Origin of the sequence: Streptomyces xinghaiensis S187 (assembly GCF_000220705.2) — a bacterium.
Taxonomy (GTDB): Bacteria; Actinomycetota; Actinomycetes; order Streptomycetales; family Streptomycetaceae; genus Streptomyces; species Streptomyces xinghaiensis.
This window is the reverse complement of the sequence record NZ_CP023202.1, coordinates 7,019,196-7,043,134: the sequence shown is the minus strand read 5'-3', so window position 1 is coordinate 7,043,134 and position 23,939 is coordinate 7,019,196. Positions and strand designations below refer to the sequence as shown.

General features: G+C 70.4%; 28 protein-coding genes. 24 read left to right on the top strand and 4 right to left on the bottom strand.

All coding sequences use genetic code 11. The features are described 5' to 3' along the window. Window positions 1-50 precede the first annotated feature (50 nt). The 5 genes from SXIN_RS30235 (at window position 51) to SXIN_RS30215 (ending at window position 5,726) form a co-directional block, all read left to right on the top strand. Window positions 51-527: a hypothetical protein gene (locus SXIN_RS30235; RefSeq protein ID WP_019711993.1), complete on the top strand. Its 477-nt coding sequence runs from the start codon at window positions 51-53 to the stop codon at window positions 525-527. Further along, the gene (locus SXIN_RS30230; protein WP_039824584.1) at window positions 524-832 is read left to right on the top strand and encodes a hypothetical protein; all 309 of its coding nucleotides are present in this window, start codon (window positions 524-526) and stop codon (window positions 830-832) included. The genes SXIN_RS30235 and SXIN_RS30230 overlap by 4 nt, the downstream gene beginning before the upstream one ends. A gap of 1,230 nt (window positions 833-2,062) precedes the next feature. Continuing rightward, window positions 2,063-3,103 (top strand): hypothetical protein, encoded by a 1,041-nt coding sequence (locus SXIN_RS32635; RefSeq protein ID WP_019711991.1) that lies wholly within the window; start codon window positions 2,063-2,065, stop codon window positions 3,101-3,103. Window positions 3,104-3,121: 18 nt separating this feature from the next. Continuing rightward, window positions 3,122-3,538, top strand: a complete 417-nt coding sequence (locus SXIN_RS30220; protein ID WP_019711990.1) for a hypothetical protein — start codon at window positions 3,122-3,124, stop codon at window positions 3,536-3,538. A gap of 73 nt (window positions 3,539-3,611) precedes the next feature. Beyond that, the gene (locus SXIN_RS30215) at window positions 3,612-5,726 is read left to right on the top strand and encodes a hypothetical protein (RefSeq protein ID WP_019711989.1); all 2,115 of its coding nucleotides are present in this window, start codon (window positions 3,612-3,614) and stop codon (window positions 5,724-5,726) included. Window positions 5,727-5,839: 113 nt separating this feature from the next. Here SXIN_RS30215 and SXIN_RS31685 read toward each other — a convergent pair whose 3' ends face one another. After that, window positions 5,840-6,001: a hypothetical protein gene (locus tag SXIN_RS31685; RefSeq protein ID WP_019711988.1), complete on the bottom strand. Its 162-nt coding sequence runs from the start codon at window positions 5,999-6,001 to the stop codon at window positions 5,840-5,842. A 229-nt stretch (window positions 6,002-6,230) separates the two neighbouring features. On the opposite strand from SXIN_RS31685, the gene SXIN_RS30205 reads away from it, so the two are divergent. From SXIN_RS30205 to SXIN_RS30135, 15 genes are all read left to right on the top strand, one after another. Continuing rightward, window positions 6,231-6,725, top strand: coding sequence for a hypothetical protein (locus SXIN_RS30205; RefSeq protein WP_019711987.1), 495 nt, complete (start codon window positions 6,231-6,233; stop codon window positions 6,723-6,725). A 288-nt stretch (window positions 6,726-7,013) separates the two neighbouring features. Continuing rightward, window positions 7,014-7,475, top strand: a complete 462-nt coding sequence (locus tag SXIN_RS30200; protein WP_019711986.1) for an RRQRL motif-containing zinc-binding protein — start codon at window positions 7,014-7,016, stop codon at window positions 7,473-7,475. A gap of 30 nt (window positions 7,476-7,505) precedes the next feature. Beyond that, complete coding sequence (locus tag SXIN_RS30195) at window positions 7,506-7,841, top strand: hypothetical protein (RefSeq protein ID WP_019711985.1); 336 nt, start codon at window positions 7,506-7,508, stop codon at window positions 7,839-7,841. A gap of 110 nt (window positions 7,842-7,951) precedes the next feature. Beyond that, window positions 7,952-8,413 (top strand): Pycsar system effector family protein, encoded by a 462-nt coding sequence (locus tag SXIN_RS30190; RefSeq protein ID WP_019711984.1) that lies wholly within the window; start codon window positions 7,952-7,954, stop codon window positions 8,411-8,413. Between the two features lie 11 nt (window positions 8,414-8,424). Continuing rightward, entirely contained in the window at window positions 8,425-8,769 is a 345-nt protein-coding gene (locus tag SXIN_RS30185) for a hypothetical protein (RefSeq protein ID WP_095758268.1), read from the top strand. Continuing rightward, on the top strand, window positions 8,766-9,746 hold the full coding sequence (locus tag SXIN_RS30180) for an AAA family ATPase (RefSeq protein ID WP_019711982.1): 981 nt from the start codon (window positions 8,766-8,768) through the stop codon (window positions 9,744-9,746). The genes SXIN_RS30185 and SXIN_RS30180 overlap by 4 nt, the downstream gene beginning before the upstream one ends. A gap of 121 nt (window positions 9,747-9,867) precedes the next feature. Continuing rightward, on the top strand, window positions 9,868-10,173 hold the full coding sequence (locus SXIN_RS30175; protein WP_019711981.1) for a hypothetical protein: 306 nt from the start codon (window positions 9,868-9,870) through the stop codon (window positions 10,171-10,173). A 91-nt stretch (window positions 10,174-10,264) separates the two neighbouring features. Then, window positions 10,265-10,942: a GGDEF domain-containing protein gene (locus SXIN_RS30170; protein ID WP_019711980.1), complete on the top strand. Its 678-nt coding sequence runs from the start codon at window positions 10,265-10,267 to the stop codon at window positions 10,940-10,942. Further along, complete coding sequence (locus SXIN_RS30165; RefSeq protein ID WP_039824661.1) at window positions 10,939-11,382, top strand: ASCH domain-containing protein; 444 nt, start codon at window positions 10,939-10,941, stop codon at window positions 11,380-11,382. Before SXIN_RS30170 ends, SXIN_RS30165 begins: the two co-directional genes overlap by 4 nt. Then, window positions 11,379-11,669 carry a hypothetical protein gene (locus SXIN_RS30160; RefSeq protein ID WP_019711978.1) on the top strand — a complete coding sequence of 97 codons (291 nt, stop codon included), beginning with the start codon at window positions 11,379-11,381 and terminating at the stop codon, window positions 11,667-11,669. Before SXIN_RS30165 ends, SXIN_RS30160 begins: the two co-directional genes overlap by 4 nt. A 20-nt stretch (window positions 11,670-11,689) precedes the next feature. Further along, window positions 11,690-11,893: a hypothetical protein gene (locus SXIN_RS30155; protein WP_095757836.1), complete on the top strand. Its 204-nt coding sequence runs from the start codon at window positions 11,690-11,692 to the stop codon at window positions 11,891-11,893. Then, entirely contained in the window at window positions 11,878-12,687 is an 810-nt protein-coding gene (locus SXIN_RS30150; protein ID WP_019711977.1) for an Lsr2 family DNA-binding protein, read from the top strand. The genes SXIN_RS30155 and SXIN_RS30150 overlap by 16 nt, the downstream gene beginning before the upstream one ends. After that, a complete protein-coding gene (locus tag SXIN_RS30145) occupies window positions 12,687-13,430 on the top strand; it encodes a hypothetical protein (protein ID WP_019711976.1) in 744 nt (247 codons plus the stop codon). The genes SXIN_RS30150 and SXIN_RS30145 overlap by 1 nt, the downstream gene beginning before the upstream one ends. Window positions 13,431-13,560: 130 nt before the next feature. Beyond that, window positions 13,561-14,097 carry a hypothetical protein gene (locus SXIN_RS31680; protein ID WP_019711975.1) on the top strand — a complete coding sequence of 179 codons (537 nt, stop codon included), beginning with the start codon at window positions 13,561-13,563 and terminating at the stop codon, window positions 14,095-14,097. Window positions 14,098-14,334: 237 nt separating this feature from the next. Further along, window positions 14,335-14,700: a hypothetical protein gene (locus SXIN_RS30135; protein WP_019711974.1), complete on the top strand. Its 366-nt coding sequence runs from the start codon at window positions 14,335-14,337 to the stop codon at window positions 14,698-14,700. Window positions 14,701-15,110: 410 nt separating this feature from the next. Here SXIN_RS30135 and SXIN_RS30130 read toward each other — a convergent pair whose 3' ends face one another. Beyond that, window positions 15,111-15,314, bottom strand: a complete 204-nt coding sequence (locus tag SXIN_RS30130) for a hypothetical protein (RefSeq protein ID WP_019711973.1) — start codon at window positions 15,312-15,314, stop codon at window positions 15,111-15,113. Window positions 15,315-15,575: 261 nt separating this feature from the next. Between SXIN_RS30130 and SXIN_RS30125 the strand changes: the two genes are divergently transcribed. Together SXIN_RS30125 and SXIN_RS30120 are read left to right on the top strand one after the other, a co-directional pair. Then, window positions 15,576-16,427 carry a hypothetical protein gene (locus SXIN_RS30125; protein ID WP_019711972.1) on the top strand — a complete coding sequence of 284 codons (852 nt, stop codon included), beginning with the start codon at window positions 15,576-15,578 and terminating at the stop codon, window positions 16,425-16,427. Then, a complete protein-coding gene (locus SXIN_RS30120; RefSeq protein ID WP_019711971.1) occupies window positions 16,420-17,145 on the top strand; it encodes a DUF5753 domain-containing protein in 726 nt (241 codons plus the stop codon). Before SXIN_RS30125 ends, SXIN_RS30120 begins: the two co-directional genes overlap by 8 nt. Window positions 17,146-17,370: 225 nt before the next feature. Here SXIN_RS30120 and SXIN_RS30115 read toward each other — a convergent pair whose 3' ends face one another. Together SXIN_RS30115 and SXIN_RS30110 are read right to left on the bottom strand one after the other, a co-directional pair. Further along, on the bottom strand, window positions 17,371-18,570 hold the full coding sequence (locus SXIN_RS30115; RefSeq protein WP_019711970.1) for a ParB/RepB/Spo0J family partition protein: 1,200 nt from the start codon (window positions 18,568-18,570) through the stop codon (window positions 17,371-17,373). After that, a complete protein-coding gene (locus SXIN_RS30110; RefSeq protein ID WP_019711969.1) occupies window positions 18,567-19,811 on the bottom strand; it encodes a ParA family protein in 1,245 nt (414 codons plus the stop codon). Before SXIN_RS30110 ends, SXIN_RS30115 begins: the two co-directional genes overlap by 4 nt. 410 nt (window positions 19,812-20,221) lie before the next feature. Here SXIN_RS30110 and SXIN_RS30105 point away from each other — a divergent pair, with 410 nt between their 5' ends. Then, complete coding sequence (locus SXIN_RS30105) at window positions 20,222-21,910, top strand: DUF2637 domain-containing protein (protein WP_095757835.1); 1,689 nt, start codon at window positions 20,222-20,224, stop codon at window positions 21,908-21,910. 653 nt (window positions 21,911-22,563) lie between these two features. Beyond that, window positions 22,564-23,871 (top strand): hypothetical protein, encoded by a 1,308-nt coding sequence (locus SXIN_RS30100; RefSeq protein WP_020723579.1) that lies wholly within the window; start codon window positions 22,564-22,566, stop codon window positions 23,869-23,871. Window positions 23,872-23,939 lie beyond the last annotated feature (68 nt).

The following is a 23,939-nucleotide window of genomic DNA, read 5'->3' as shown; positions in this document are numbered from 1 at the left end:
TGCCGGAAGACAGTCGACAGCACCCCAAGTACAGCAGGAGGGAACCCGCTGTGAACAGCAACAACCCCCATCACGCACCTCTGCGCGACGTGGCGCAGAACCCGGAGGCGACCGCCCAGTACATGGCCGACGTGCTGCGCGTCCTGGAGGACATCGGCCGGAACCTGGAGACCCTCGCCATCGAGACCCGCATCCACTGCCGGGGCACGCACGTGGAGGGGGACCGTTTCTACGACGCCTGGCTCCGCGCACGGCCGGTGGAAAAGGCCCTCCACGACGTACTCAAGCGCGTCGAGTCCGTGACCAAGGGGCTGGAAAAGACCGCGTTCAAGCGCCGGGCGCACGATGAGGAGGTGGCGAATACGGCCCGAAAGCGCCGGGAAAAAGAGCTGGAAAGGCGGCGGAAGAACACTCCGCCGCTCCAGGCCGCCCGGCAGGACCCGCCGCAGGAGAATGCGCAGCGGCAGAACTCCGGCTATGCTGGCCCTACGTCGATTTTCGACCTGGGTAACCGGGAGTCGGCGTGACGCGCCCCCTCAGCAGTGCAGAAATGTCGGCCCAGAAGCGGATGGAATGGCTGCAAGGCGAGGAACGCAAGGCCGTCGAATCTCGCGGCGAGAAGGGCCGGATGGAATTCTGGCTCCGCCTTACTCGCTCCCGGATCAGCAAGGACATCAAAGCCGGTCGCAGCGATGTCTATTCCGGATTCACGCAGGTCTGCCGCCTGTTCATGCTGGCCATGGACAAGCGGGCGGCGGGCGACGCGCGACTGTGGAACCAGCTCATGCAGTACGCGCAGCAGGTCCTGGAGCAGAACCCCCCGCGTCACTGAACGTCACCATCGAAGGCCCCGTCGGGCTCCGGCGGGGCCTCGCGCGCGTAAAGCGCGCACACGTGCCCGTGCACGCGTGCACACGAGACTCACAGTCTGTCAAGTCCTGGAGGGAGATACATCGTGTCCGAAGAGGACAGCAGCGGGACCCTGGTCCGCGGGCCCTGGAGCGGTGATTCATCGTATGTGCCGCCACCGATCCCGTCGTTCGCCGACACGATTCCGCCGCGCGACACCAGCGCCACGCCGGAATCACCGGAAGAGACGACCATGGAATTGCCGCCGATTCCATCCGCCCCGGACCCTCAGATGGCACTGCGCTCGGACGGGGTCCCGGCGCCGGAAAGAGGTGAGGAGGACGGCGAATACGAGGATGGCGAATACGTTCAGCCTCGGTCTCTCGCGGACCGTCTCGGCGACTGGCTGGAATTCCGGCTCGAATTGGCGCGGGGCCGACGCGAAGACGAGGCTCCTTTCCGTGAAGCTGAAATAGCGCGGAAAGCTGCCTTGCTGGAGGCCCGGACCGCGCAGGAAGTCGCGATGATGGAGCAGAACGGAAAACTCCGTCGGGCGATGCTGAAAGCGAAGGGCGACAAGGCGGCGGGAGGAAAGGCCGACACCGACCGCACGCGGTCCTCTGGTTCCGGTCTGGGAGCGGACAAAGGCCGCTCCAAAGCCGGCGGTGGAGGCGGGACCTGGCGGGGCGGAGGCGGTCCGTCCCGGAACAACTCGGCGCCTGGGCCGAACCGGCCCGGAGCGTCGCGCAGTGGATCTCTTTCCGGCGGCCCGCAGGGGCGTTCCGGGACCGGATCACCCAGCCCCGGCGGGGGCGGCACAGGCTCCACGAAAAGCCCTCGCCGCTCCTCCAGCGACCGTTCAGCAGGTTCCGGGCGCAGCGGGGCGGGCGGGGGTCCGAAAAGCCCGCAGAAGGGTCCTGGAGGATCCGGTAAGGGTGGCGGTGGCGGGGCGGGCCGCGGGCCGGCGTCCAGCGCCTTCGCGGAGCGGACCCGGGGCCGTCAGGAGCGGGCTGCTGCCCGCCAGGCTGCCCGGCAGCAGCGGCGTAGTGACGGTCACGCCGCCGGCGTCGCCGACCGCACCAAGGACCGCGACCAGGCGCGCGGCAACCGGCAGACCGCCCGGGAGGAACGCCGCGCGGCGAAGGCCGAGCGGACGGCCGCGAAAAGGGCGAAGCGGGAGGCAGCGGCGGACCGCGGCCCGGGCCGTACCACCTTGGGCACGGCCGTCACGCAGGAAGCCCAGCGGCGCTGGAACAAACGGCGCTGGAACAAACGGCGATCCGGCACGGACGGCGCAGCGAAGGCCGACACCAGGCCCGGCCCTGGGGCGTCCGGCAGTTCCCGCAAGGCCAAGCCGTCCGAGCCGGGCGGCACGGCGGGCGGCTCGGAGAAGGTGAACCCGTCCAAGGATCGGGGCAGCAAAGCCAAAGACGCGCCCACGAGCGGCCCCGGTGACCGCAACTCGGGGGCCGGCAAGCGGGGCGGCGCCCGAAAGGGCGGCCGTACCCGTGGTCACTGGCGTACAGGGCGCACCGGACGCCGGGGCCGGTCCGCGGACAGCCGGTTCAGGCCGGAGGACCAGACGCCCACCGTCGAGTGGCCCGACCGCCCCACCCGCCCCGGCACGGACGGGCAGGAGGAGGACTACCCGGACGCGGTCATCGTCGACGACCCCGACGACCCGGAGGAGCGGCCCGGGCGGCGGGCCACGGCGAGCCCGCCGCCCGTCACTGCCGGCGCCGGCGGCCTGCCGCCCGCCCCGGAACCGCACACCCAGCGGCCCGGCACGACCCGACCCATCGGCAAGGAGAACAGTGTGAGCGACGCACAGGGCGCACAGGTCGCTGCGGCGTCCCGGCAGGGCAGCCTGCCCACCCAGCACCGCGCGGACATCACGTTCGACGAGTACCTGATGGCGATGGCCAACAGCGCCCTTCTCGCCGCCGCGCACCAGGAGCAGGCCGAGGCCCTGGCGCACACGCTCGGCAAGGTCGCCGACGTCCTACGCGACATGGCCGCCGACCTGGTCGGTGACCACAACATCGAAACCCAGGTCACCGAACTGATCACGGACCTCGCCGACGCCGCAGGCCGGATGAAGCTCCAGGCCACGCGGTGCGCACAGGACTGCGACACCGCCAAGGAGGCCGCCAGGCTCGCGGCCGCCGAAGTCGCCCGCGTCTACGGCCAGGACATGGCCGCCAAGGAAGAAGCCGGCCTGACCCACGCGTCGGCCGCCGCCCACCACGACTAGCCCCGAAAGAAGCCGCTCATGAGCGACCTCGCACCTCGCGACGGCAGCGCGGCACCCGCGCCGGCCGACGCCGACAACCGCTACAAGGCCGTCCAGGCCAAGCTGAAGATGCTCAGCACGGCCATGACCAATGCCGCAGTCGACCTCGAGTATCTGCGCCGCGACATGCGGGCCAACGCCGACCGCACCGAGGGCGTCGCTGAGGACATCGACCGCGCCGAGCTCGACAGGAAGTTCGTGGACCTGACCCACCACGTGGCCGCCGCCCTGACCGGCGCCGCCACCCAGCTCCGCACGCTCCACGACACCGCGCAGGAAACCGCCGACCTCACCCACCAGGCCAGGCGCACCCACGCACAGCGGTACGGCGCGCTGGACGACATCCGTTCCAACCGCTCCGAGAGGACCCCGAAGCCGGGCTTCCTCACCAGCTGACCTCCTCATCCCCCTTCGGGCGGCCCCGCACCTGCGGGGCCGCCCGCTTCCGTTCCCGAAGGAGCAAGCCCCCGTGTCCACGCCGCGCAGTGTCGTCCTCGAACGCCTGGCCTACACCCTGACCGCACCTGCTCTGGCCGTGGCCCCGAACCTCTGCCCCGACAGCCCCGTCAACCAGGTCGTGCAGCTGGCCGGTGTTGCCGGAATCGGCGGCTGGATCCTGGCCGCCAGAAGCGAGGAGACCGGCGCCGGACGCAAAATCCTGCGCTGGTCCCCCCTCGTCTTCGCGGCCGCGGTCGATGTCGCCGCCACCTACACCACCGGCTGGGGCCCGTGGGCGCTGGACGCCCTCCTCGCCGCAGGATGGGCGGCAGCCGGCTCCCTGATCCTGCCGTTCTCCCGGCACGCCCGCCGCCACCACCGCCCCGCTCTCGCCGTCCCCACCCCGCAACTGCAGCCCACTCCCGCACCGGCCCCGACGCGGCCGGACGACGCCGCCCCGCTCACCTGCCAGGCCCGGAAGCTGTGGGAACGCGCCGGGATGCCCGCCCGCACCCACATCGTCAGCGCCACACGGCACCCCGCGATGCGCAACGACCTCACCATCCTGCTGCGCGCGCTGGAGACCGGACGGCCCATCGGCGGCCTGTCGGAGGCCGACGTCGCCGCCGCGTTCGGCGTCCACGAAACGGACGTGTCGTTCTCCCTGGTCGCCGTCCAGCCCGGACGGCAGGGCGGCCCCGGCTGGCTGGAAGCCCACATCACCCCCGACGCCAACGCCCGCCGCCGCGAGGCTCCCACCGACGCCGAGCGCTGGGCCGACCGCGTCGGCGGCCCCAGGGGCGGCGCGCCCGGCTCCACGCTGGTCCACAAGACCCGCGACCACGAACGCGGTGTGACGTTCTACCGGGCGAAGATGGCCGACTCCACCGAGACCCCGCGCATCGACCTGGCCAAGGTCTGCCGTGGCCTGGGCCTGCCCGAGGACGACTCCTGCGTGTTCGTCCTCATCGACGGCTCGGAGTTCCTGATCAGCGCGTTCGACAAGCCGCCGCTGTCACAGATCTTCCCCGCCACCCGAGACCTGCTCACCCCGGACACCAAGGGCATGTACGTGTGCGGGTACACCATCACCGGCCAGCCGGTGAAGACCATGGTGTACCAGCACGACAAGAACGCCCCGGCCCACGGCCTCACCCTCGGGGTCAGCCGGTCGGGCAAGACGCAGTTCTTCGCGATCCACATGGCCGCCCAGTCCCTGGACGGACACGTGGTGTGGCTGTCCACCGTCCGCAAGGACGAGAAGACCACCGTGCTCGGGAAGTACATCGACCGGCAGGGCTCGAACGCGCTGTGGATGGCCCGTTCACTGCGGGCGGCGAAGGCACTGTGCGAGATCCGCGCCGATATGCCCTGGCCGCACGACGGCCAGCCGCACGACTACAAGCCGGGCGACTCCCGCTGCCCGTACCGGCAGCTGAACGTGTACGGGGATGAGTTCATGACCGCGGCGCAAGACGCGGACTTCGGCGAGTTCATCCAGAAGGACGGCGAGGACCTCACGGTCACCGGGCTCAAGTACGGCATCGGCTTCAACCCGGCCGGCCAGTCCCCCTTCGCGCACAACGGGTTCTCCACCGAGATGAAGGACAACCTGCGGCAGAACAGCCGGCCCGTCATCTTCAACATGGGTTCGCCCGGCGCCACCCGCAAGGCTGTGGAAGGCACCATGGAGAACGCCTACGACGTGCCGACCATCCCGGCCCGCTACTCCCGCAGCGAGGGTTCCGCGATCGAGCGGGCCATGCGCGGCGAGGCCGACCCGGAGAACGGCGTCTCCACGGGCGGCGTCGCGGTCATCGTCCTCGACAACGGCCGCGCCGTGCTCATGCGGTCGCTGTACGCGGACTTCGACACCGACCTCTCCGAGCTGTTCCCCGACGAGGTCAACCGGCTCACCGACCACGAGATCAGCGAGCTGGAGAAGCGCGGCCTGTGGTTCGACTGGAACGAGCCCGTGCGGCCCGGCGAGTTCTGGCCCGAGCCCGACGAGGACGAGGACGAGGACCGTCCCCGCCGGCGCAGCGGCGGAGGCAGGCGCGACTCCAAGGGCGATGGTCGCCGATCCGAGCAGGTCGCCTCTCCCCGCCAGGCGCTGGAGGCCATCAAGAGCCTCACTGACGCCTGATCACACCCACCCATCCATCCATCACGGGGCCGGACCGCCCGACCGCTGCCGGCCTGGCCCCGACCATCAACAGCGGCCTCGCCTCACTCGCCGGACTGATCTCCAGTTTCTGACTACGCCTCGGTCCACGGCGGGTCGGGCGTGTAGTTGAGCTCGTCGCAGAAGCGGCAGTCCCACTCCGCGGGGACCTCCCACTTGTCGACCCAGAAGCCGACCTGCTTGCCGACGAAGAAGTTGTCCCCGCCGCACCACCCGCACTCGAAGACGAACTCCACCCGATCCCCTTCCCCACGCCTGTCGGATCGAGGATGCCCGGGACGCCGGTGCGGTGACTACCCACGCCTCAGCCCCAACTCACCTGCCGCGCAACGCCGAACGGCACCGCCGGACACGACTGCGGCGGTGCCCTTGGCCGTTGCGCGCGGCCACTCCCTCAACGCCCCCTCCCGGCCACCACGGCCAGGAAGGGGCGCGCCCCCCTTTCCCGCGTGATCGGAGAAGACGATGGACCCCCTGAACACCACCCAGTCCGGCATGCCCGAATCCGAGGCCGCGGCCGAAGCCCGCCGCCTGCTCGACGAGTGGGCGGGCCAGCCCGTACGCCACCACCCCACCTCGTTCCGCGACGACACCGAGCCGCCGGCCTTCGGAGCCACTCCGCCCGTGGAACAGGACGACCAGCGGATCGTCCCGGCCTGGGCGGCCGGCATCGCGGTTGCCTCCATCGGCGTGGGCGCCGGGATCACCGGCATCGGCTGCGGTGCCTGGCTGGTGCTCCACGGCCTGGCCTCCGTCACGTTGAACAGCGTCCTGATGGTCACCCTGCCGTTCGCCGGCCTGGCCATGGCCGCCACCGCCATCGGCGGCGCGATCAGCAAGGCGCGCTCCGCCGTCACCAAGCACCTCTACGAGGGCCCGGTCACCCACCACACCGAGATCCACAACCACAGCACCATACGGGGAGCGTTCTTCGCCCGTACCCGCAACGAGATCCGCTGACCGACTCCGGCCAGCTCCAGCGCTGACCCCGGTCGCTCCGCCTGGCCCTCGCCCATCCCCAGCCGATGGACGAGGACCGGACAGGCCGACCGGCCGCCTGCCCTCACCCCAGCGCCCCGCCGACGGACCTTCCGCCGGCGGGGCGCAGCACTGCCCGCCCTCAACCCTTGGAGGACACACCGTGCTCATCCCCCGCCCGCGCCGCCGGATCGGCCGGCCGCGCCCGCAGCGTCCCGGCCCCCGCTACCCGCACCGCCCCGACCGGCTGCCCGGCGCCTGGAGCAGGTGATGCCGCGCCCGAGGAAGAAGAGCCGCCGCGAAATCACGAAGGTGCCGCGCAGCGACGCGCTGCTGCCGGAGTTCGACCGGCGCGCTGGTCCCGAGGGCCTGGTCACCCGGCGGCAGTTACGCGAGCGAGGGCTGAGCCCCGGCGGGCACGGCCCGGTCGCAGTCCTGCGCTGCAAGGCGTGCTCCTATCGGCCCGGCCAGGCGTGTACCCATCCCACCCGGGCATGGCTCTACAGCGTGGAACTCGCCCGGCCCAAACGGGTGCCGACGCTTGCGCAGGAATGGGCGCTGGACCGGGCGATGGCCGCGAGGCAGACCTGCCCCCGGTGCCAGCGCCGCTACTACTTCTGCCTCCCGCTGCGTGCCCAGGGCTGCTGCGACCCCTGCGCCCGGGGCTACGAGCCCAGCCCCGGCACCTACTTCGCTTCCACGACCCCGGTGACCCACCGGCTGGCCGCCTGATCAACGACCCTCCCGAAGGAGAAGTCACCGATGCTCATCAGTCTGTTCGCCCGGCGCCCCGCCGCGCCGGGGCTGACCGGAGTGCGCGCTCGAACCACCCTGCTGCTCGCTGCCGTTGTCCCGCTCGCCGCGGCGACGGCCGCCGCCGTGCTCAAGGCCAGTCACCTCGAGCTCTACGCCGACCGCCACCGGATCCGCCTCACCCCCGTCGCCCGCCGCTCCTGCCCGCGGTGTCACGGCGACGGCGGTTGGTGGGTCACCGGCGCGAACCCCGAGATGGAGGCCTGCGGCTGCTGGTCCAACCGACGGGAGCTGTGCATCCGGCTTCTGCCCATCCCGCCTTGGCCGGACGAGCCGCCGTTCTGATCCCTCTCTGGCTCCTGCTGTCGCCCGCGACCGGGCGATCCAGCGTTCTGACCTACATCCCGGGTGGGCCGCGCGGCCCGCCCGGGCAACGACAAGGAGAAGCACCGTCCATGACCTCCACGGTCCCCGCTCCTGGCATCGGCAAGAACATGGATGCCGCCTGTGCCGCTGTCACCAACGAGATCAGCCGCACGGACGGCAAGTCGTCCTTACTGCTCGCCTTCAACGGCGCCGTCCTCGCCGGACTCGCGTCCGTCGCCGACCAGGATCTGCCCCTGGCGACCAGGGTGTTCGGTACGGCGGCCGTCATGACCCTGGGGGCGGCCGCCGTGCTGCTGCTCCTGGTGGTCCGGCCCCGGCTCCGGGGGGACGACCGGGCGTCCTTCCCGTACTGGGCGCAGCTCGACGAGGACGCGATCCGCGACTGCATGCAGGGCGACGCCCGCGCCGCCCGCATCCGGGTCCTGTCCACGCTCGCGGTCCGCAAGTTCATCCACCTGCGCCGGGCGGTCGACCTCAGCCTCACCGCTTTGGCTCTTCTCGCGCTCGCCGTCGCCGGCACTGCGCTGTGACGGCGGCCGCGGTGCCCACGCCCCGCACGCGCATCGACCGTGTTCGAGCCTCCGCCGGGATCGTCCAGCTCGCCCTTCAGCAGATTGAGGACGAACTACAGGGCGAGGTCGGTGCCCAGGAGCTCGCTCAGATCCTGCGCGAGCTCCACCACGAAGACCACCGCCAGGACGGCGTCTTCGGCTCCCTCGCGCAGCTGCTCACCGTCGCCGGGCAGGCCGCCGAACGGATCGAGCCCGACCACGACGGCGAGATGTCGGGCCCGCTGCACGAAGCCGCCGCGCTCATCACCGACAGCGCGGGCCTGCACACCTACTACGCCACCCGTGCTCTCGACCCGCAGGGAGAAGCCGCATGAAGCCCTTCCGTTTGGACAACACACTGCCCGTCGACACGACGATCCCCGACCCGTCGCTGGTCTGCCTGATGGGCGCGGCCGGGTCAGGCAAGTCGACATGGGCCAGTACCTGGCCCGACAGCCAGGTCCTCGAACTCGACAGGTTCCGGGCCCTGGTCAGCGATGACGCGGGCTGCCAGGAGGCGACCGGCGACGCGGTGTTCGCGCTCCAGGCTGTCCTGGAGGCCCGGCTCGCCCGCCGGAAGATGACGGTGGTCGACGCGACGAACTGCGAGCAGACCGTACGCGCCAACCTGATCGCCACCGCCCGCCGCCACAGCGTGCCCACGGTCGCGCTGGTCATCCCCACCCCGGCCTCCGTGTGCGTCGAACGTCAGGACAACCGGCCCGCGAACCGGCGCGTGCCCGAGCCGGTTGTCCGCGCTCAGCACGCTGCCGTGGTCGACGCGTTCTCCGGCCTGCCCGGCGAGGGCTTCGACCACGTCGTCGTCGCGGAGCACAGCCACCGCCTTCAGGCACTGCTGCAACGCGTCAGCGACGCCCGGCGCGCGGACCTCGGCTGGGACGGCGGCGCGGGCTTGGGTGACCTGCTCCTGGTCCGCCGCTACTTCGGCCCCGAAGTCCTGCCGATGTGGCGTTGGCGCGACAACTCGCAGCTCGCCGACGGCGACCGCGTCGCGGAGCTCCGGCTCGGAGCGGACCGCATCATCCTGGCTCAGCGCAACGACGTCGACGGCGCGGGCGACATCGGCTTCGAGGCCCTGGTGGGCTGCCCGGCCGACGACGCATGCGAGGGCCGGGCGTGGGCGCCGGTCTACAACGTCACCGATCTCCTGCGCGCCCTCACCGGTGAGCTGATGAACGACCCGGACGTGCGCTGCACCGTCCACGGCCCGCCCGAGGACGACGACCAGGAAGACGCCCTCGAGGGCCGTGCCGATCTGCAGGAGCAGTACGCCGACGCGGTCCGCACGTGAACCGCACCGCCAGGACGGCCAGCTGACCTGAGTTGAGCGCACTCTGTGCCGCCCCGGTCCCGCACCCGCCGGGGCCGGGGCGGTCGCAGTGGCCCCTCAACCCACCCGAGCAGGAGAGGAGATGGACGTCATGCCCCTGCCCCTCTACGAGGTCGACGTCCCGATAAGAAGCACCACCGGCTTGCGCGGTGTGCACGTCTTCACCGGCCGGGCCGGCAGCCGCCGCGCCGCCGTCCGGGCCGCTCATGAGGCGTACAACGCGGCTCGCGCCGCGGCCGCGACCGGAGGTGAGATCCCTCGCGTGCGGCCGGACGGCTGGGGCGCCCGCGGCTACCGGCCGGGTTGGGAGCTCGACTGGAAGGCCGCGACCGCCGGCCGCTGGCACGACCCGTACAGCTGGGGCCGTGCCGGCGATTGCGAACTGTAGATCCGCCCCGGGACAGCCGTCGTAGCCGCCAAGCAGTGCGGCTGTCCCGGGCCCATCCCATCCCGTACGAGACGAGAGGGAGATCCTCAGTATGGACTCCGTCCTCCGCGCGCAGGTTCGGATCGGGCCGCGCGCCCTTCTGATCACCGCGGCCGCCCTGCCGTTGACCGGCTGGACCGTGCACGCTGTCGCACTGCACAAGCGGCTCGCCGCCACCCGCCGCGACCCGCTGACCGGCCTCCTGCGCCGCGACTCCTACACCGCCCGCGCCCGCCGGCTCCTGGCCCGCCACGGCGACGACACCGCGGTGGTCATCGTCGACCAGGACCATTTCAAGGCCGTGAACGACACGATGGGCCACCCGGCCGGAGACGCCGTCCTCGCGGCGACCGCCGCCCGGCTCACCGCGTGGGCGGGCCCGCGCGCCGCCGTTGGCCGCCTCGGAGGCGATGAGTTCGCCGTCGTCCTGGCGCTGCCCGCCGCGCGCCTGGAACAGCGCCTTGCGCAGCTGGTCCGCATGCTGCACACCCCGGTCGTCCTGGACGACGGCCGCACCGTCGACGTCGCCGCCTCGGTCGGCGCCGCGGCCCCGCACGCGGTCGGCTCCCGCGATCTGACCGTGCTGCAGCGGGCCGCCGACGCGGCCCTGTACGACGGCAAGCACTCGGGGCGCGCGGCCGTCGCCTCGCCCGCGCACACCACGGTGCCGTCCATCAACGGCCGCCGCGCCGGGCGCCCGGGAACGGCCGTATGGGGGCGAGCCGCATGAGCACCATGCCCCTCCCCGAAGGCGACTGGATCCGCGGCATCAGCGTCCAGCAGCCGCACGCCACCTGCATCCTCACCGGCGACAAGGGCATCGAGAACCGTCCCCGGGCCTGGTTTTGGCGCGGGTGGATGCTCCTGCACGCGGGCCAGCGGATCGACCGGCCCGCCTTGCACGTCCCGCTGATCGCCCGCACGATCCGCGGCCGGGAGCTGCCCACCGGAGCCGTGATCGGCGTGGCCCGCCTGGTCGACTGCCACCAGGACTCCGAGGGCTCCCCGCCCTGCACGCCGTGGGCGCAGGCCGGCACCTGGCACCTGGTCCTCAAGGACGTCCAGGAGCTGCCTCTGCCGGTCCCGGCCGCCGGGCGGCTCGGGCCCTGGAAGCCGACCGAGGACCTGCTGGGCCGGGTGTTCCAGCAGCTGCCCGCCTTCCGGCCGTGACCCGCAGGGGACGCACGAAGCAGAAGCCGCCGTTCGAGCCGGGCCTGATTCCGGCTCCCGGTGAACTCCTCGTCTGGCGCGACGGCCAGCACTTCGACCGCTGGCAGGACCTCCCCTGCACGCTGTGCGGCCAGCCCACGCCCATGCGCTCCCACTCTGGCGAGCCCGTACACAAGGCGTGCGCTGAGGACTGGATCACCGCCAACCCCGTTGAGGCCCGCCGCGGGCGGTTCGCCTCCGACCTCACGCCGAAGCCCAAGTCCAAGGGCCAAGGCGACCACTCCTGACCTCCACCTGGAGGACCTCCATGAGCAGCACCTCCGGGCGCGACGCCGACCACGCTCTCGCCTATCCCGAACCGCCCGCTCATCCGCTGTGGCACCGCCACGGCCCCAAGACCCAGCCGCTTACGGCCGAGCAGCAGAAGCGCAACCACGAGCTGCTGAGACTCGCCGCGTGCACTCGGCGCACCACCACCGCAGGGGAGAGCCGGTCATGTTCACCGACATGAAGCAGGCCCTCGAAGCCGAGGCCCTTGAAATCACCCCGCTCGGCAGTGACCAGATCACCCACGCCTCCGTGGCGGCCGCCCGCCACGCCCGCGACAAGGACGACCTCGCCGGCCTGCTCGGCGCCCTCGGCCTGCCCTGTGCCGAAGACCACCTGACGCGGCTGCTACCGCACCTCACCAGCCCTGACATCCCCACCGGAGATTCCATGAACGCCCTTACAGCCACGGCCGCCTCCATGCTCAAGGACGGCGACAGCCCTGAACACGTCCGCAGCACCCTCCAGCTCTCGGAGAGCGAACTCACCAAAGCCGTGCACCACGCCGACCTGCCCGCCCTCACCACCGTCCCGGTCCCAGCGCCCGACGGCACAGCGGACACCGACGGAATCCAGGCCCTGCTCTCGTGGGCGGAGAACCACCCCGCCGCCGGCATCCGCAACAGGGCCGCCCGCGTCCGCAGCGACCTCACCGAGCTCACCGAGCGCCGCGCCGCCGACGCCGCCCAGCAGGAGGCGGCAGAGCGCGTCGCCAAGGCCAAGGCCGAACTCGAAGCCGCGCAGGAGCAGCTGCGCGCGGTGAAAGCCGGCGGCCGCGCCGCCACGACGACCGGGGACGACACGCCCCTGACTTCTGCATCTCGGGCCGGTAAGCGCACCAAGGACGAGCTGGCCGCGATCCGGACGTGGGCACGCGCCAACGGCTACCACGTCGCCGACCGGGGAACCCCCGCCAAGGCCGTCCTGGAGGCCTACGACGCCGCCCACCGCAGCACCAACCTGGCGGAGGCGGGCTGATGGACGCCATATCCCTCGTGCTGGACGGCTACTTGGCGGCCGAAGCCGTACGCGGCAACCGTGAGGGCACCGCCTCCTGGCGGCTGATCTCCTCCCCCACCGACCACCTGGTCAACGAGGCGATCATCCCCTGCACCACGACCGAACAGCAGGTCGTGGATGCCTTGTTCACCGAGTGCCGCCCCGGCGACCTACTGCGCGTCACCGGACACCTCGCCCTCCCGGACACCGCCGACGGCGTCATCCGGCTGCACGCCGACAGCGTCGAAATCCTCTGGGGAGTGCCGACTGTGGACCCGCCGGAGGACGACGTCACGGATGCGGACGGCACCGACGTGGAAGCGGACCGCAACGCCGCGATCCACACCCTCGCCGAAGCCCTCACCGGCCTCGGCCACCAAGCACCCGGGCAGAGCATCCGGCTCCGCATCAGCCCGAACCACGTCCAGGAACCGGGCCTGGAGCACTGCCACAGCATCGACATCACCCCGGCGACGGCACACCGGCTCGCCGACCAGATCGACGCGATGAACTGCTACCAGCACAGCGAGCGCCCGGACACCGGCACCGCCCTGTACCCCGAGACCGTCGCCGAACTGGCCGAAGTGTTCGAGGGCATCAACCTCGTCGATCTCACCCGGGCTGTTCTCAACGCGACCCGGCCCGAGCACCGGCTCACCGTCATCCGGGCCATGGACGAGGTGTTCGGCGAAATTCCAGATCCCGAGGACACCGGCCCGTGACAGCGGCTCCCACCAGTCCCTGAACAACGAGCACACCACCACCCACCAACCGACCCCGGGGCGGCGGCCGCTGCGAGGCAGCAGACCGCCGCCCCGGGCCTCGTCACATCCGTCCCCACGGAGGACACACATGACGACCACCCAGACCGCCCTCCCCGGCTGGCTCATCGAGGCCGAAACCGCTCACCAGAAGCAGCAGCGCTCCGCCGCCGCGACCGCGCTCCGCCGCGCCAAACAGCACGCCAGGCAGATCAACACCCGGCTGGCCGACCTCGGCATCGAGCCCATCAAGCACGCCAGCGTCGGCCCCCGCGGGCAGGTGCAGCCGGCCAAGCTCGTCGGAGCCGACTATGAGCAGCAGACCTACGAGGTGCGCGCCGTGTGGAGCGAGCAAGACGAGACGGTCGAACTGCACACCGCCGACTGGGAGTCTCCCAGCCCGGAGTTCGGCCGCGTACGGCTACTGCAAACACTCGCCGACGTCGCCGCCGCCCGCCGCGAAACCCCAACCATCCCCGCCCGGCGGCGCGACTACCGACTCGAAGCCGTCGACGCGATGAACTACCAGGCCGACCACCTTTCCAGCGGCGACGTCGAAGCCCTCGTCAGGGCCATCAACGGCATCACGGCGGCGCTCCTCATGACCACCACCAACCCCACCACCTGACAGAACAAGCACCACACCCCAAGCGCCACGCCCTGCCTCCCCGGCCGGGCGTGGCGCCTTCAGGAGCACCGCAACACCCTCGCTGCCTGCTGAGGGGCACCAAGCGTCCGTCACCGGTTGGGCCGACGCGACACCCAGCGCGGCCGCCCGGCTCACTACGACACCTGCGTCCTGAGATGACGCTCCCCCACGGCTGTGCCTATGGCATCGGCCCTCTGACCGAAAGCGAAGGAAACCATGCCCTACCTGGCCGACAGCGCTCTCTTCCCCGTCCGGCCTGCCATCTGGATCCAATGGGAGACCTGCGAGTGGATCCACCAAGGTCACGTCACCGAGGCCACCGCCAACAAAGCGCTCGTTCAGCCCGCCGACTCCGACTACGACTCGATGGAGACCGTGCCCGGCACCCTCCGCCACCTGTGGATGCGCTTCGCCGAGCACGACCCCCAGGCAGGCTGCGACGACGACTGGTGTAACTGCCCCCGTAGCGAAGGCGAGGACTACCTGTGGTGGGAGACCACCACCCAGGGCGCTGACGGGGCCATCCCCATCACCTGGCTCACCGCACGCAGCGTCGCACCCATGGAGCGGACCGCCGTATGACCTCACGAGAGCCAAGCCAGGAGGAACCATCCAGGGCGAACTGCTGGATCTGCGCAGAACCCGGAGCTGAGCCCACGCGCACCCTGCTCGGCTTCAAGAAGCCCGTCTGTCCGCCCGGCAAAGGCCTGTGCGGCAGACCCGCCAAGAACAAGCCGCGCCGCTGATGACGATAGCGAAAGGCCCCGCACCCGAACCTCCGTCGGGTGCGGGGCCTTTCTGCGTTCTGAATCGAGCCCGGTGGTGCCGCTGTCGGCGCGAGGAGCCCCGCCGATCCTTTACCGCGGTAAAGGGGGGCGGCCCGCCGACGTCGTCGCCTGCACTCGCGCGTGCCTTGCCACGCCGGCCGCGGGCCCGCAACCGCCTCGCTCCGAAGTGCTCCGGACTCCTCACCCCCGCGGGCGCGGCCTCCCTTATGGACGGATCAGCGAACGCAACACCGGCACGCTGAGACCCACGGCGCCCAGTCCCGCCAGAACCGCTCCAGAAGCGGAGAAGTACGAGAGGAAGGTGAGCACGCCGACGATCAGCCCGATGAGCACCGCAGTCAGGAGGACGACAGCGGTGTGCAGGGTGATGAAGGGCGGCTCCGGCGGCGGGGGAACTGGCGAACTCACGTGCGCTCCAGCGGTTGTTGGTGATGATGTCATCCGCTCATACGTCGCGGCCGGCCCAGCACCCCACGGCTGAAATCCGTGCTGCGGCCACAGAAAAGATCTTGAAAAAGTCCGTGGGGTGCCCGGCGGCAGGTGACTTACAAGGGGTCGTCTTCGTGCTCTGCCGCCCCAGTTCGGAAGCTTGCGACGGGCTGGGGCGGCAGAGGACGGAGCCGACCCCCTGCTGTTCGGGGGCGGCGGCGACAACCGGAAGGGGAGGCAATGAGGGGCGACGACGAGGCGGCGGGCCAGGGGTCCGCAGTCGCGCGCGCCCGGCACCTACAACCTGTTACAGGTGAGCAGGGACGACTTCTCGGCGAGCCGGTGCCTCTCAAAGCCCAGCGTGAGATGAATGCCGTCGACGCGCAGCAGGCCAAGAAGCTGCAGGAGAACTTGGACCGGCGGATGGCCGACAAGCGGATGGTCCAGCTGCTGTCGCAGAGCGGTTTCGCCGGACCGCACTACGTCCGTTTCGAGGATGAGCTCGCCCGGTACGGGATCTCGGTGTTACGGGGCTGGCTGTACTCCGGCTACGTGTTCAAGCTCGTCGCCTCGCGCGGCTTCGACCTCAAACCGCACGAGCTGGAGCTGGAGGAACTGGCCCATGACAGTGATCTACGGGAGGAGCTGGCGATGATGACCGTCGCCCGGGCTCTCCCGGTCTTCCGGCAGCGTGCCTTGGTGGAGGCCGGGTGGCGGGCGGAAGGCGGCGCCAGTATCGCCACCTACTTCATGGGGGCGTCCGCGTACCAGTTCCCCAACGAGTACCGGCGCCACCGCGTGCAGCAGAAACGGTGGCGCCGTAGTCAGGCGACCGAGCAGATAACCACCGAGGGCCGATTCGCGGTGCAAGGCGTCGCCGAAGAGGTAGTGGGCAAGCTGCGGGTGCTCAAGGAGCTCCAGGACATCAACGACCCACGGACCCAAGTCGCCGTCGCCCTGACGATCGACGGTTACACCCAAGAGGAGATCCAGCAGCTCCTAGACGCCACGTCAATCCGCGCGATCGAAGGGTTGTTGTACCGGTGGCGGACGAAGGCGAAGCAGCACGAAGGAAGAGGCTTTCATGGGTGACCAGAACGACGACTTCAACCAGCTGCTGGAGGGGACGTCTCTGGGAAGCCGCGGAGCCCGCGAGCTTCGCGCCCGCACGCCGGCCTTCCGGTCCCGTGCCGTGCGCTCCATCGCTGACTCAGGCTGGTGGCATCGCTATGCCGACGTGCTACCGAACTGGTACCCGACATACGTTGGCCTGGAGGAAGCGGCGTCTCTGATTCGCACCCATGAGGTGCACTTTGTGCCCGGCCTGCTGCAGACCAAGGCGTACGCCCGCGCAATCATGCGGAGCGGCTCGGCAACCGCAAGCGAGGGGGAAGTCGAGAGGCTTGTGGCGGCGCGTCTGGAACGTCAGAAGCGCCTGGTCTCCGAGACGCCCCCGCTGCTCCATGTGGTTCTGGACGAATCCCTCCTGCGCCGCCCGTACGGCGGTCGTGAGGTGATGCGGGACCAGCTTCATCATCTGATCGACCTGTCCGAGGTGGAGAACGTGCGGCTGCAGATCCGACCGCTCGATGGCGGGCGCCCCAGCGGGGCTGGCGCCTTCACCATCCTCACTTTCCCGGAGCCTGACCTATCGGACATTGTCTACCTGGAGCAGCTCACCAGCGCCCTCTACCTGGACAAGCGACAGGAGGTGGACGAGTACGAGAGTGCGCTGCGGGGCTTGCAGGAGGACAGTCTCGTCCCGGACAAGAGCCGTGATCTGTTGTGGAAGCTCATGCGGCTTTTCTGAGTACGGCCAGGGAGGGCCCGGCAGGCTCAAGGCTGTCTGGAGTCTCCACGGGATGCGGGGTGTGCACGACAGCCTGTCCCAAGGCCCGCGCCGAGTCTCTGGCCTGAACTGCATCTCAGGGTGCCTCAGAGGGGGTCGTTCGGCTGCCGCTTCGCCTGCTGCTGAAGCGGAAGGCCCCGCGCCCGGACTCTGCCGGGTGCGAGGCCTCTCTGCGCTGACTGTCGTCTACAGGTCTGCCGAGAGCAGCTCGACCACCTGCCTGCGGAAGTCGGCTGTGCTTGCAGCGCGCAGATCCGCGACGAAGTTCTCTGGTGACCCGAGGAGTTCGAGGTACCGGCCGATCGCCTTGTGCCGCTCTTGGGGCTCCAGCTTGCCGAAGAAGATGTCCATGCTGGCCTCCCCGTCAGCCCACGGCATCTTCATCACCTTCTTGCCGTGCGCCGACTCTCCCGGGGTCGCTCGCTGGTCGGGCAGAGGCAGTGCGCTGTCAACTACCTCAGCCGGTTCCGGAGCCGGAAGATCCTCGGTCCGCTTTACCGCGGTAAAGCCGGGTGAGCCCTCACCTGCCGGCGCGACCGGTGTCTGGTGGTCCTTTACCGCGGTAAAGGACTGACCGTCCTGGTCCACTTCCTCGGGCGCCGGCTCGCGAGTCGCCGCATCGGCCGGAGTCCCGCGCCGTGGCCGCTTCGGCTGGGCCTTCTCCTCGACACGCTCAGTGCTTCTGGCCTGCCAAGCCGCTGCCTGCTGGTCCTTAGGCAGCTTCACCAGTGCGCGGGTCTCCCGGACGGGAAGCTCCCCGGAGCTCACCAGGCTCTGCAGCTCGGGAGCCAGGTCCAGCAGATACATCTGCTGGGTGACCCAGCCGGCCGACTTCCCGTAGTGCTCGGCCACTATGGCCTTGCCGCCGAGCTCTTCGACCATGGTCTGGATGCCGAGAGCCCGCTCGATGGGATCGAGATCTTCCCGGTCGTTGTTCTCCGAGAGGACCGCGTCGAGGAAGTCCGCGCGTGAGCTGGCAATCTCGTCATCGACGACGACTTCCAGGGTCGGCAGGCCGGCGACGAGAGAGCCGCGGTAGCGACGTTCACCGTTGGCGATGACGTAGGGGGCGCTGCCGACGTTGTCCGCCTCGTCCGGCCACAGGTGGAGGTAGGCCTCCCGTGTGACTGCCACCGCCGGCTGGAGCTGCTTCTTCTTGAGCTTCAGCCCGAACTCGAGCAGGTCTGCTTCGCTGCCAAAGTTGCGGCGGGGGTTGAAGCGGGTGCAGACCAGTTGCGTGAGAGGGAGCGTCCGCAGCCGGCTGTCGGGGGCCCCGGTGGTGGGCGCCCCGGTGGTGGCGGCGACGGCCTGGCGGCGGGCGCTGACCCCGCCCCGTGTCCGGCCGAAGGATGCTCCAGTGCCGAGCTGGTCGGCGACGCGGCTCATGAGATCTCCCTGGCCAGTGCGCGGAACGTGACGGCCTGTTCGCCGGAGGGGGCGAATGACAGCAAGGGTTGCTTGAGGCGGACTGCCTTGCGCTGGTCCGTGAGGTCGCCGATCACAGCGACGACCTTGGGGTCCTTGATGTCTATCCAGGCTTCGAGGGACGACGTGGCGATGAAGCCGCGGCGCGGGTCGTAGAGGTTGACCACGATGCCGAGGTAATCGACCTCGACAGACATGTCGCTGCGCAGGTCTTCGATCTGAGTGACCAGCAGATCGTAGGCGTCGGCGCTGCTGTCCTCGGCCTGGACCACGATCAGCGGGCCGGAGTTGCCCGGGGGTTCGTCGTCGCGTCGGCGCCCGTAGTAGATCGCGGTGTCCATACTCAGGCCCAGGCTGGGCGGGCAGTCGACGATGATCTCGTCGTAGAACGGCTCGATCGGGGCCAGCGCGCGCTCCAGTGCGGCTTCCCGGAACCGGACCTTGGACAGGGCGACGTCCAGGAGGAAGCCGTCCTGACAGCCGGGAAGCAGGTCGAGACGGTTGCCGTACCGGTCATCGGCGATGGGCACGATCAGCTCGCGGATGTCGCCCTTGGCTTCGCCCGTCATGTGCTTGCCGAGGCTCTCCACATCCGGAGCCATCGGGATTTCTTCTTGCCCCAGCTGCTTCGTGAGGTGCCGCTGGGGGTCGAAGTCGATCAGCAGGGTGCGGCGGCCCAGACCGGGGAGGTCCTCGACCTCGAGCGGGCTGGTCTCCTGACCGCCGAGTTGGGCGGCGAAGTGCTTGGAGATGCGGACGGGGTGGAGCGCGTCCGGGTTCTCGGCGAAGGCTTCACCGAGGCCGGCGGCGACAGCGGTCTTCCCGACGCCGCCCTTCTGATTGCAGACGATGCGTCGCCGTGGGTGCTTGGGCCGCTCGATGCTGGGGGCGGGGTTTGTCTCCAGCCACAGCTGCACTGACTGGGCGAGTCCCTGAATGAGGGACACCTTGCGGTCGGCTGCGGCTTGCCGGAAGACCTCCCACTGGCCGTAGGGGAGGAAGGTGGAGAAGGAGTCTGCGCCGGAAGTGTCCACCGGGCCGCCGGTGGCGGCCAGATCGATCCACGCAGCGATGCCTTGCTCCACGGCCGTCTGGATGTCGATGCCGTGCTGGGCTGCTCTGATTTTCAGGTCCTGCCGGAGCCATCCCGGCAGTTTGGAGACGACCTTCTCGCGGTCGCCCGAGGTGGCTGGAGAACTCATGCTGGATACCTTACTAACGTCAAAGATCAAAGCAGAGTATCGGCACGTTAGATTCCCCCATCTGGTGTGTGATCCGGGGCCACAGTCAGGCTTTACCGCGGTAAAGCCCGACCAGCACAGCCGCAGCCCAACCTCACCAGCGCGCAGGCAACGAGCCAGCCCGGACTCCGGACCCGGCAGAGAGATCACCAGGTTGCGCAACAGCACCCACAGCCCTCGAGCCTGCTCCCTGACCTGAACCACTCCACCAGGCCGTGCGGCGTGAGTGGTCACCCTGCCGCCATGGTGAACGACCTTCTACACAGCGGAACACGGCCGGAGCAGGAGGCAGCCACCCCCTGTGATGAAGAGGCCTCGGTGAGAGACTGAACCGGCGATGTTCTCGACGCTCGTGGGGAGATGGGCACCTCGTGGAGCAGCTGCGACTGGGGCGCACACACCGCATATTGATCGGGGTGGTGGTCGCCGGTGCCGTGCTGATCGCGGCGATCGGCTTCGCCGGTTCGTACGCGGCGGTCCGCGACCTCGCCGAGCAGAAAGGGTTCGGCGCCTTCTCCGTCGTCTTCCCCATCGGGATCGACGCGGGGATCGTCGTCCTGCTCGCCCTGGACCTGCTGCTGACCTGGATCCGTATCCCGTTCCCGCTGCTGCGGCAGACCGCCTGGCTGCTCACCGCCGCCACCATCGCCTTCAACGGCGCCGCGGCCTGGCCCGACCCGCTGGGCGTCGGCATGCACGCCGTCATCCCCGTCCTCTTCGTCGTCTCCGTCGAGGCCGCCCGGCACGCCATCGGCCGGATCGCCGACATCACCGCCGACAAGCACATGGAGGGCGTGCGCCTCTCCCGCTGGCTGCTGGCCTTCCCCTCCACCTTCCGGCTCTGGCGCCGGATGAAGCTGTGGGAACTGCGCTCCTACGACGAGGTCATCCGCCTCGAACAGGACCGCCTCGTCTACCAGGCCCGCCTGCGCGCCCGCTACGGCCGCGCGTGGCGCCGCAAGGCACCGGTGGAGTCGATGATGCCGCTCCGGCTGGCCCGCTACGGCGTCCCGCTCGCCGAGACCGCGCCCGACGGGCTCGCCGCCGCCGGCATCGACCCGGCCGCCCCGGCCTCCCCCGCCGCCGTACGGCCCTCCCCGCGCCGCCCCGAACTCACCGCCGCCGAACACCACCCGGCACCCGACGAGGACGACCATCAGCGTTCGGCCGCCGAGGGCAGGGAAGAGCCCACCCCCAGGTCAGGCGCCCGGCGCTCCCCGGAGCACTCAGCCGCCGGCGGTACCGCGCCGCTCACCAGGTCCGACCTCCCAGCCGACTACGCCGGGGCAGGACCGGAGCCGTCCGGCAGGAACGTTGATCCTTTAGGGAGCAGCGTGGCGGAAGCAGACGCGGGACCCGCCTCACCGGAAACCTCTCACCCGCCGACGCCGGAGCCCGATGAGGAGGCATACGGTGAGGCGTTCCACCGGTACGTCAGGGAGCGCAGCGACTATCCCAACGCGCGCCAGTTCGGCCTCTACCTGATGGACCTCTACGGCATCCGGGACCGCTCTGGTGCTCCGATACCTGAGTCGGAATTGCGCCCCATTTTGAAGGAACTCCGGGAGCAGGCGGACGCGACGGTGCGGCGGGTGCACGACGGCGGAACTGCCGGGCCCGGCATGACCGGTCCAGCCGTGGACGACCACCGGCCGCCGGGACGTCCGGCCGTTCATCGGGGCGCCCCGGCGACCAGTGCCCGCGTGGGGCTTGGTGGTGTGGCGGCGCAGTCGGCCCCGAGCCCGTCACCGGACGCGGCAGTTCCGGCTCAGAACGCGGAAGGTGTGGAGTGTTCCTCGGGTGGGGGAGCGGCCACAGCGCGTGTGCCGGAGCAGTCTCCGGAGCCGGACGAGGAGGAGCTGCGGATCCAGCGGGTCGTCTCATGGCTGGAGGAAGCCGAGAGGGCGGGTAAGAAGCTCGCTGGCGCGGAAGTTGCCCGGCGCCTGGGCGTATCGCCCAGCACTGGCCAGCGAGCGGTGAGGAAGGCCAAAGCGGTCAGGAAGCAACAGCAGCGGGAGGACGGCCGCACCCGCCTTCGGTCCGTCGGCCGCAATACCTGAGCCCGACGGCTAACGGTCACGCCGCACGGTGGCCGTGAAGCTGACGGATCGGTCACGGCCCTTCACCTGGCTCGGCGCCCCGCACCGGGGCCCGTGACCGATTCCCCCGATTCGGTCACCGGTCACTGACCGTTCAGCTCCCATCGGTCCCCATGCCGCCGCCCGCTGCGGCGGCCTCCGCTACTGCCGGAGCGGTCCCGCGCCTCGTGGCACCGCGCAGCCCGGGGCGGCCCTCGCACCCCGGGTGCAGAGGGCACACGGCCACCGTGGTCATCCTGATGGTCAGCGGTGTGGTCAGCCTGACCATGCAGGCCACAGCCCTGCCGCCAGTCCCGGCCATCTCAGGAGAGCACGGCCGGACAGGGGACGTCCGCGGCTACGAACAGTGCCGCCGACCACGCAGTCCCCGTGCGCCGGATGCAACCGGACTGTGATCACCGGTCACCGATCTCGGCCAGATGACCGGTCAGGGACAGCTTGTGTGCTCGAACCATGCAGCCCCATGCTTCCCCGCCCTTCACGCCCCGGTCCACCGTCGGCCGGTCTCCGGTCTCCGGCCATCGGTCACCGGCCGGAGCGCGTGACCGATCCACCGCGTGCCCCCAGGACCCACCTCATCCACTGGCTGATGACCGGTCACCGGGAGAGCGGGCATGAGCGGCGTCGACGCGACCGCCTACGTCATGCGGCTCAAGCTCCGCACCCCAGCGCACAAACTGGCGCTGCTCGCGCTGGCGACCCGATGCGATCAGGCCTACTCCTGCTTCCCCTCCCGAGCCCTGGTCGCAGGGGAAGCCCTGGTGAGCGAAGAACGCGCGAAGACCATCCTGCGCGATCTACGCCGCGACGGCTTCCTCTCCGCCCGGCAGCGCTACCGGGACAACGGCTCCAAGACGTCCAACCGGTACTACTTGCACGGGCCGTGGGACCACTGGGGCGGCACCCGCACGCCGTTCGAGGAGATCGCCCACTACGGCCGGGCCGACGACCGCTATGCCGCCATCCGGGAGGGCGACTTCATCCCGCGCCCGGCCCGTCCGGATCCGGAGAACGGGGCAGGGGGCGCCGACGACCCCTCCCCTCAACGCCCCCTGGGAGGGGTTGCGGGCAACCCCTCCCAGGGGACACCGGCACTACCCAGGCAGGGTATTGCCCACAACCCCTCCCTAACCGATCACCATGAACCCACCAAGGGAACCGCTACGGACGTCCGGAGGACCGCGGGTGGTTTGCTGGCACCCCTGCGGGCCGCAAGCGGCCGCGCTGCCGAACCGCACAGCGGCGCCAGCCGTGCGGCCGAGGGTGCGGGGAAGAAGAAAGCCAGGCGGCGCACCGTGTCCACCCGCCCGCGCCGCCGCCCGCCCGGCTTCGAGACCGTCGCCCAGGCGCTGCCCCCGCAGGCACAGCCTACCCATCCCGGCGCACCTCTCGCACCGACGCTCGTCCGGGCGATCTGTGACGCGCTCACCGGCGTTCCCGCCGACCAGCCCGGCACCTACCGAATCCCCCCGCGGACCCCTGAGCAGCTGATCGCCCGGATCAACCGGCGCTGGTACCGCGCAGACGGCCCGGAACGCGCAGCCCCCAACTACGCCGGCCCGGACCGCATCCGCCGCCCCGTCGGCTACATCGCCACCCTGCTCACCACCCAGGAATGCCCCAACCCCAGCTGCGAGGACGGCATCATCATCGGCACCGGCGCCACCTGCCGCGCGTGCACACAGCGGCGCACAGAAGAGCAGCAAGCCCGGCGCGCCACCGAAAAGGCAGCGGAGACCTTGGGCCGGCAGCAGAGATCTCTTGAGGAACAGCAGGCCGCCGTCCACACGCGCGACACCGCGGCCGCGCGGCAGGAACAGACCGTCCGCCGGCACCTGGCCTCAGCCGGCCTGTGGGGGGAACTGCTGGAATACAAGGTCGCAGAGCACATGGCCCAATGGCACACGATCGCCGCCGGGTGAACCAGCTGAGCCGCACCACCGGGCAGGCCCCTCGGGTACCGGTACGGGACTGGGCACCGAATGCATGG

What these genes read in the sequence shown, in the direction of transcription:
- SXIN_RS30220 (WP_019711990.1), top strand. Translation starts at nt 3,122, where the DNA reads ATGAGCGACCTCGCACCTCGCGACGGCAGCGCGGCACCCGCGCCGGCC.
- SXIN_RS30205 (WP_019711987.1), top strand. Translation starts at nt 6,231, where the DNA reads ATGGACCCCCTGAACACCACCCAGTCCGGCATGCCCGAATCCGAGGCC.
- SXIN_RS30200 (WP_019711986.1), top strand. Translation starts at nt 7,014, where the DNA reads ATGCCGCGCCCGAGGAAGAAGAGCCGCCGCGAAATCACGAAGGTGCCG.
- SXIN_RS30195 (WP_019711985.1), top strand. Translation starts at nt 7,506, where the DNA reads ATGCTCATCAGTCTGTTCGCCCGGCGCCCCGCCGCGCCGGGGCTGACC.
- SXIN_RS30190 (WP_019711984.1), top strand. Translation starts at nt 7,952, where the DNA reads ATGACCTCCACGGTCCCCGCTCCTGGCATCGGCAAGAACATGGATGCC.
- SXIN_RS30180 (WP_019711982.1), top strand. Translation starts at nt 8,766, where the DNA reads ATGAAGCCCTTCCGTTTGGACAACACACTGCCCGTCGACACGACGATC.
- SXIN_RS30175 (WP_019711981.1), top strand. Translation starts at nt 9,868, where the DNA reads ATGGACGTCATGCCCCTGCCCCTCTACGAGGTCGACGTCCCGATAAGA.
- SXIN_RS30170 (WP_019711980.1), top strand. Translation starts at nt 10,265, where the DNA reads ATGGACTCCGTCCTCCGCGCGCAGGTTCGGATCGGGCCGCGCGCCCTT.
- SXIN_RS30165 (WP_039824661.1), top strand. Translation starts at nt 10,939, where the DNA reads ATGAGCACCATGCCCCTCCCCGAAGGCGACTGGATCCGCGGCATCAGC.
- SXIN_RS30155 (WP_095757836.1), top strand. Translation starts at nt 11,690, where the DNA reads ATGAGCAGCACCTCCGGGCGCGACGCCGACCACGCTCTCGCCTATCCC.
- SXIN_RS30150 (WP_019711977.1), top strand. Translation starts at nt 11,878, where the DNA reads ATGTTCACCGACATGAAGCAGGCCCTCGAAGCCGAGGCCCTTGAAATC.
- SXIN_RS30145 (WP_019711976.1), top strand. Translation starts at nt 12,687, where the DNA reads ATGGACGCCATATCCCTCGTGCTGGACGGCTACTTGGCGGCCGAAGCC.
- SXIN_RS31680 (WP_019711975.1), top strand. Translation starts at nt 13,561, where the DNA reads ATGACGACCACCCAGACCGCCCTCCCCGGCTGGCTCATCGAGGCCGAA.
- SXIN_RS30135 (WP_019711974.1), top strand. Translation starts at nt 14,335, where the DNA reads ATGCCCTACCTGGCCGACAGCGCTCTCTTCCCCGTCCGGCCTGCCATC.
- SXIN_RS30125 (WP_019711972.1), top strand. Translation starts at nt 15,576, where the DNA reads ATGAGGGGCGACGACGAGGCGGCGGGCCAGGGGTCCGCAGTCGCGCGC.
- SXIN_RS30120 (WP_019711971.1), top strand. Translation starts at nt 16,420, where the DNA reads ATGGGTGACCAGAACGACGACTTCAACCAGCTGCTGGAGGGGACGTCT.
- SXIN_RS30115 (WP_019711970.1), bottom strand. Translation starts at nt 18,570, where the DNA reads ATGAGCCGCGTCGCCGACCAGCTCGGCACTGGAGCATCCTTCGGCCGG.
- SXIN_RS30110 (WP_019711969.1), bottom strand. Translation starts at nt 19,811, where the DNA reads ATGAGTTCTCCAGCCACCTCGGGCGACCGCGAGAAGGTCGTCTCCAAA.
- SXIN_RS30100 (WP_020723579.1), top strand. Translation starts at nt 22,564, where the DNA reads ATGAGCGGCGTCGACGCGACCGCCTACGTCATGCGGCTCAAGCTCCGC.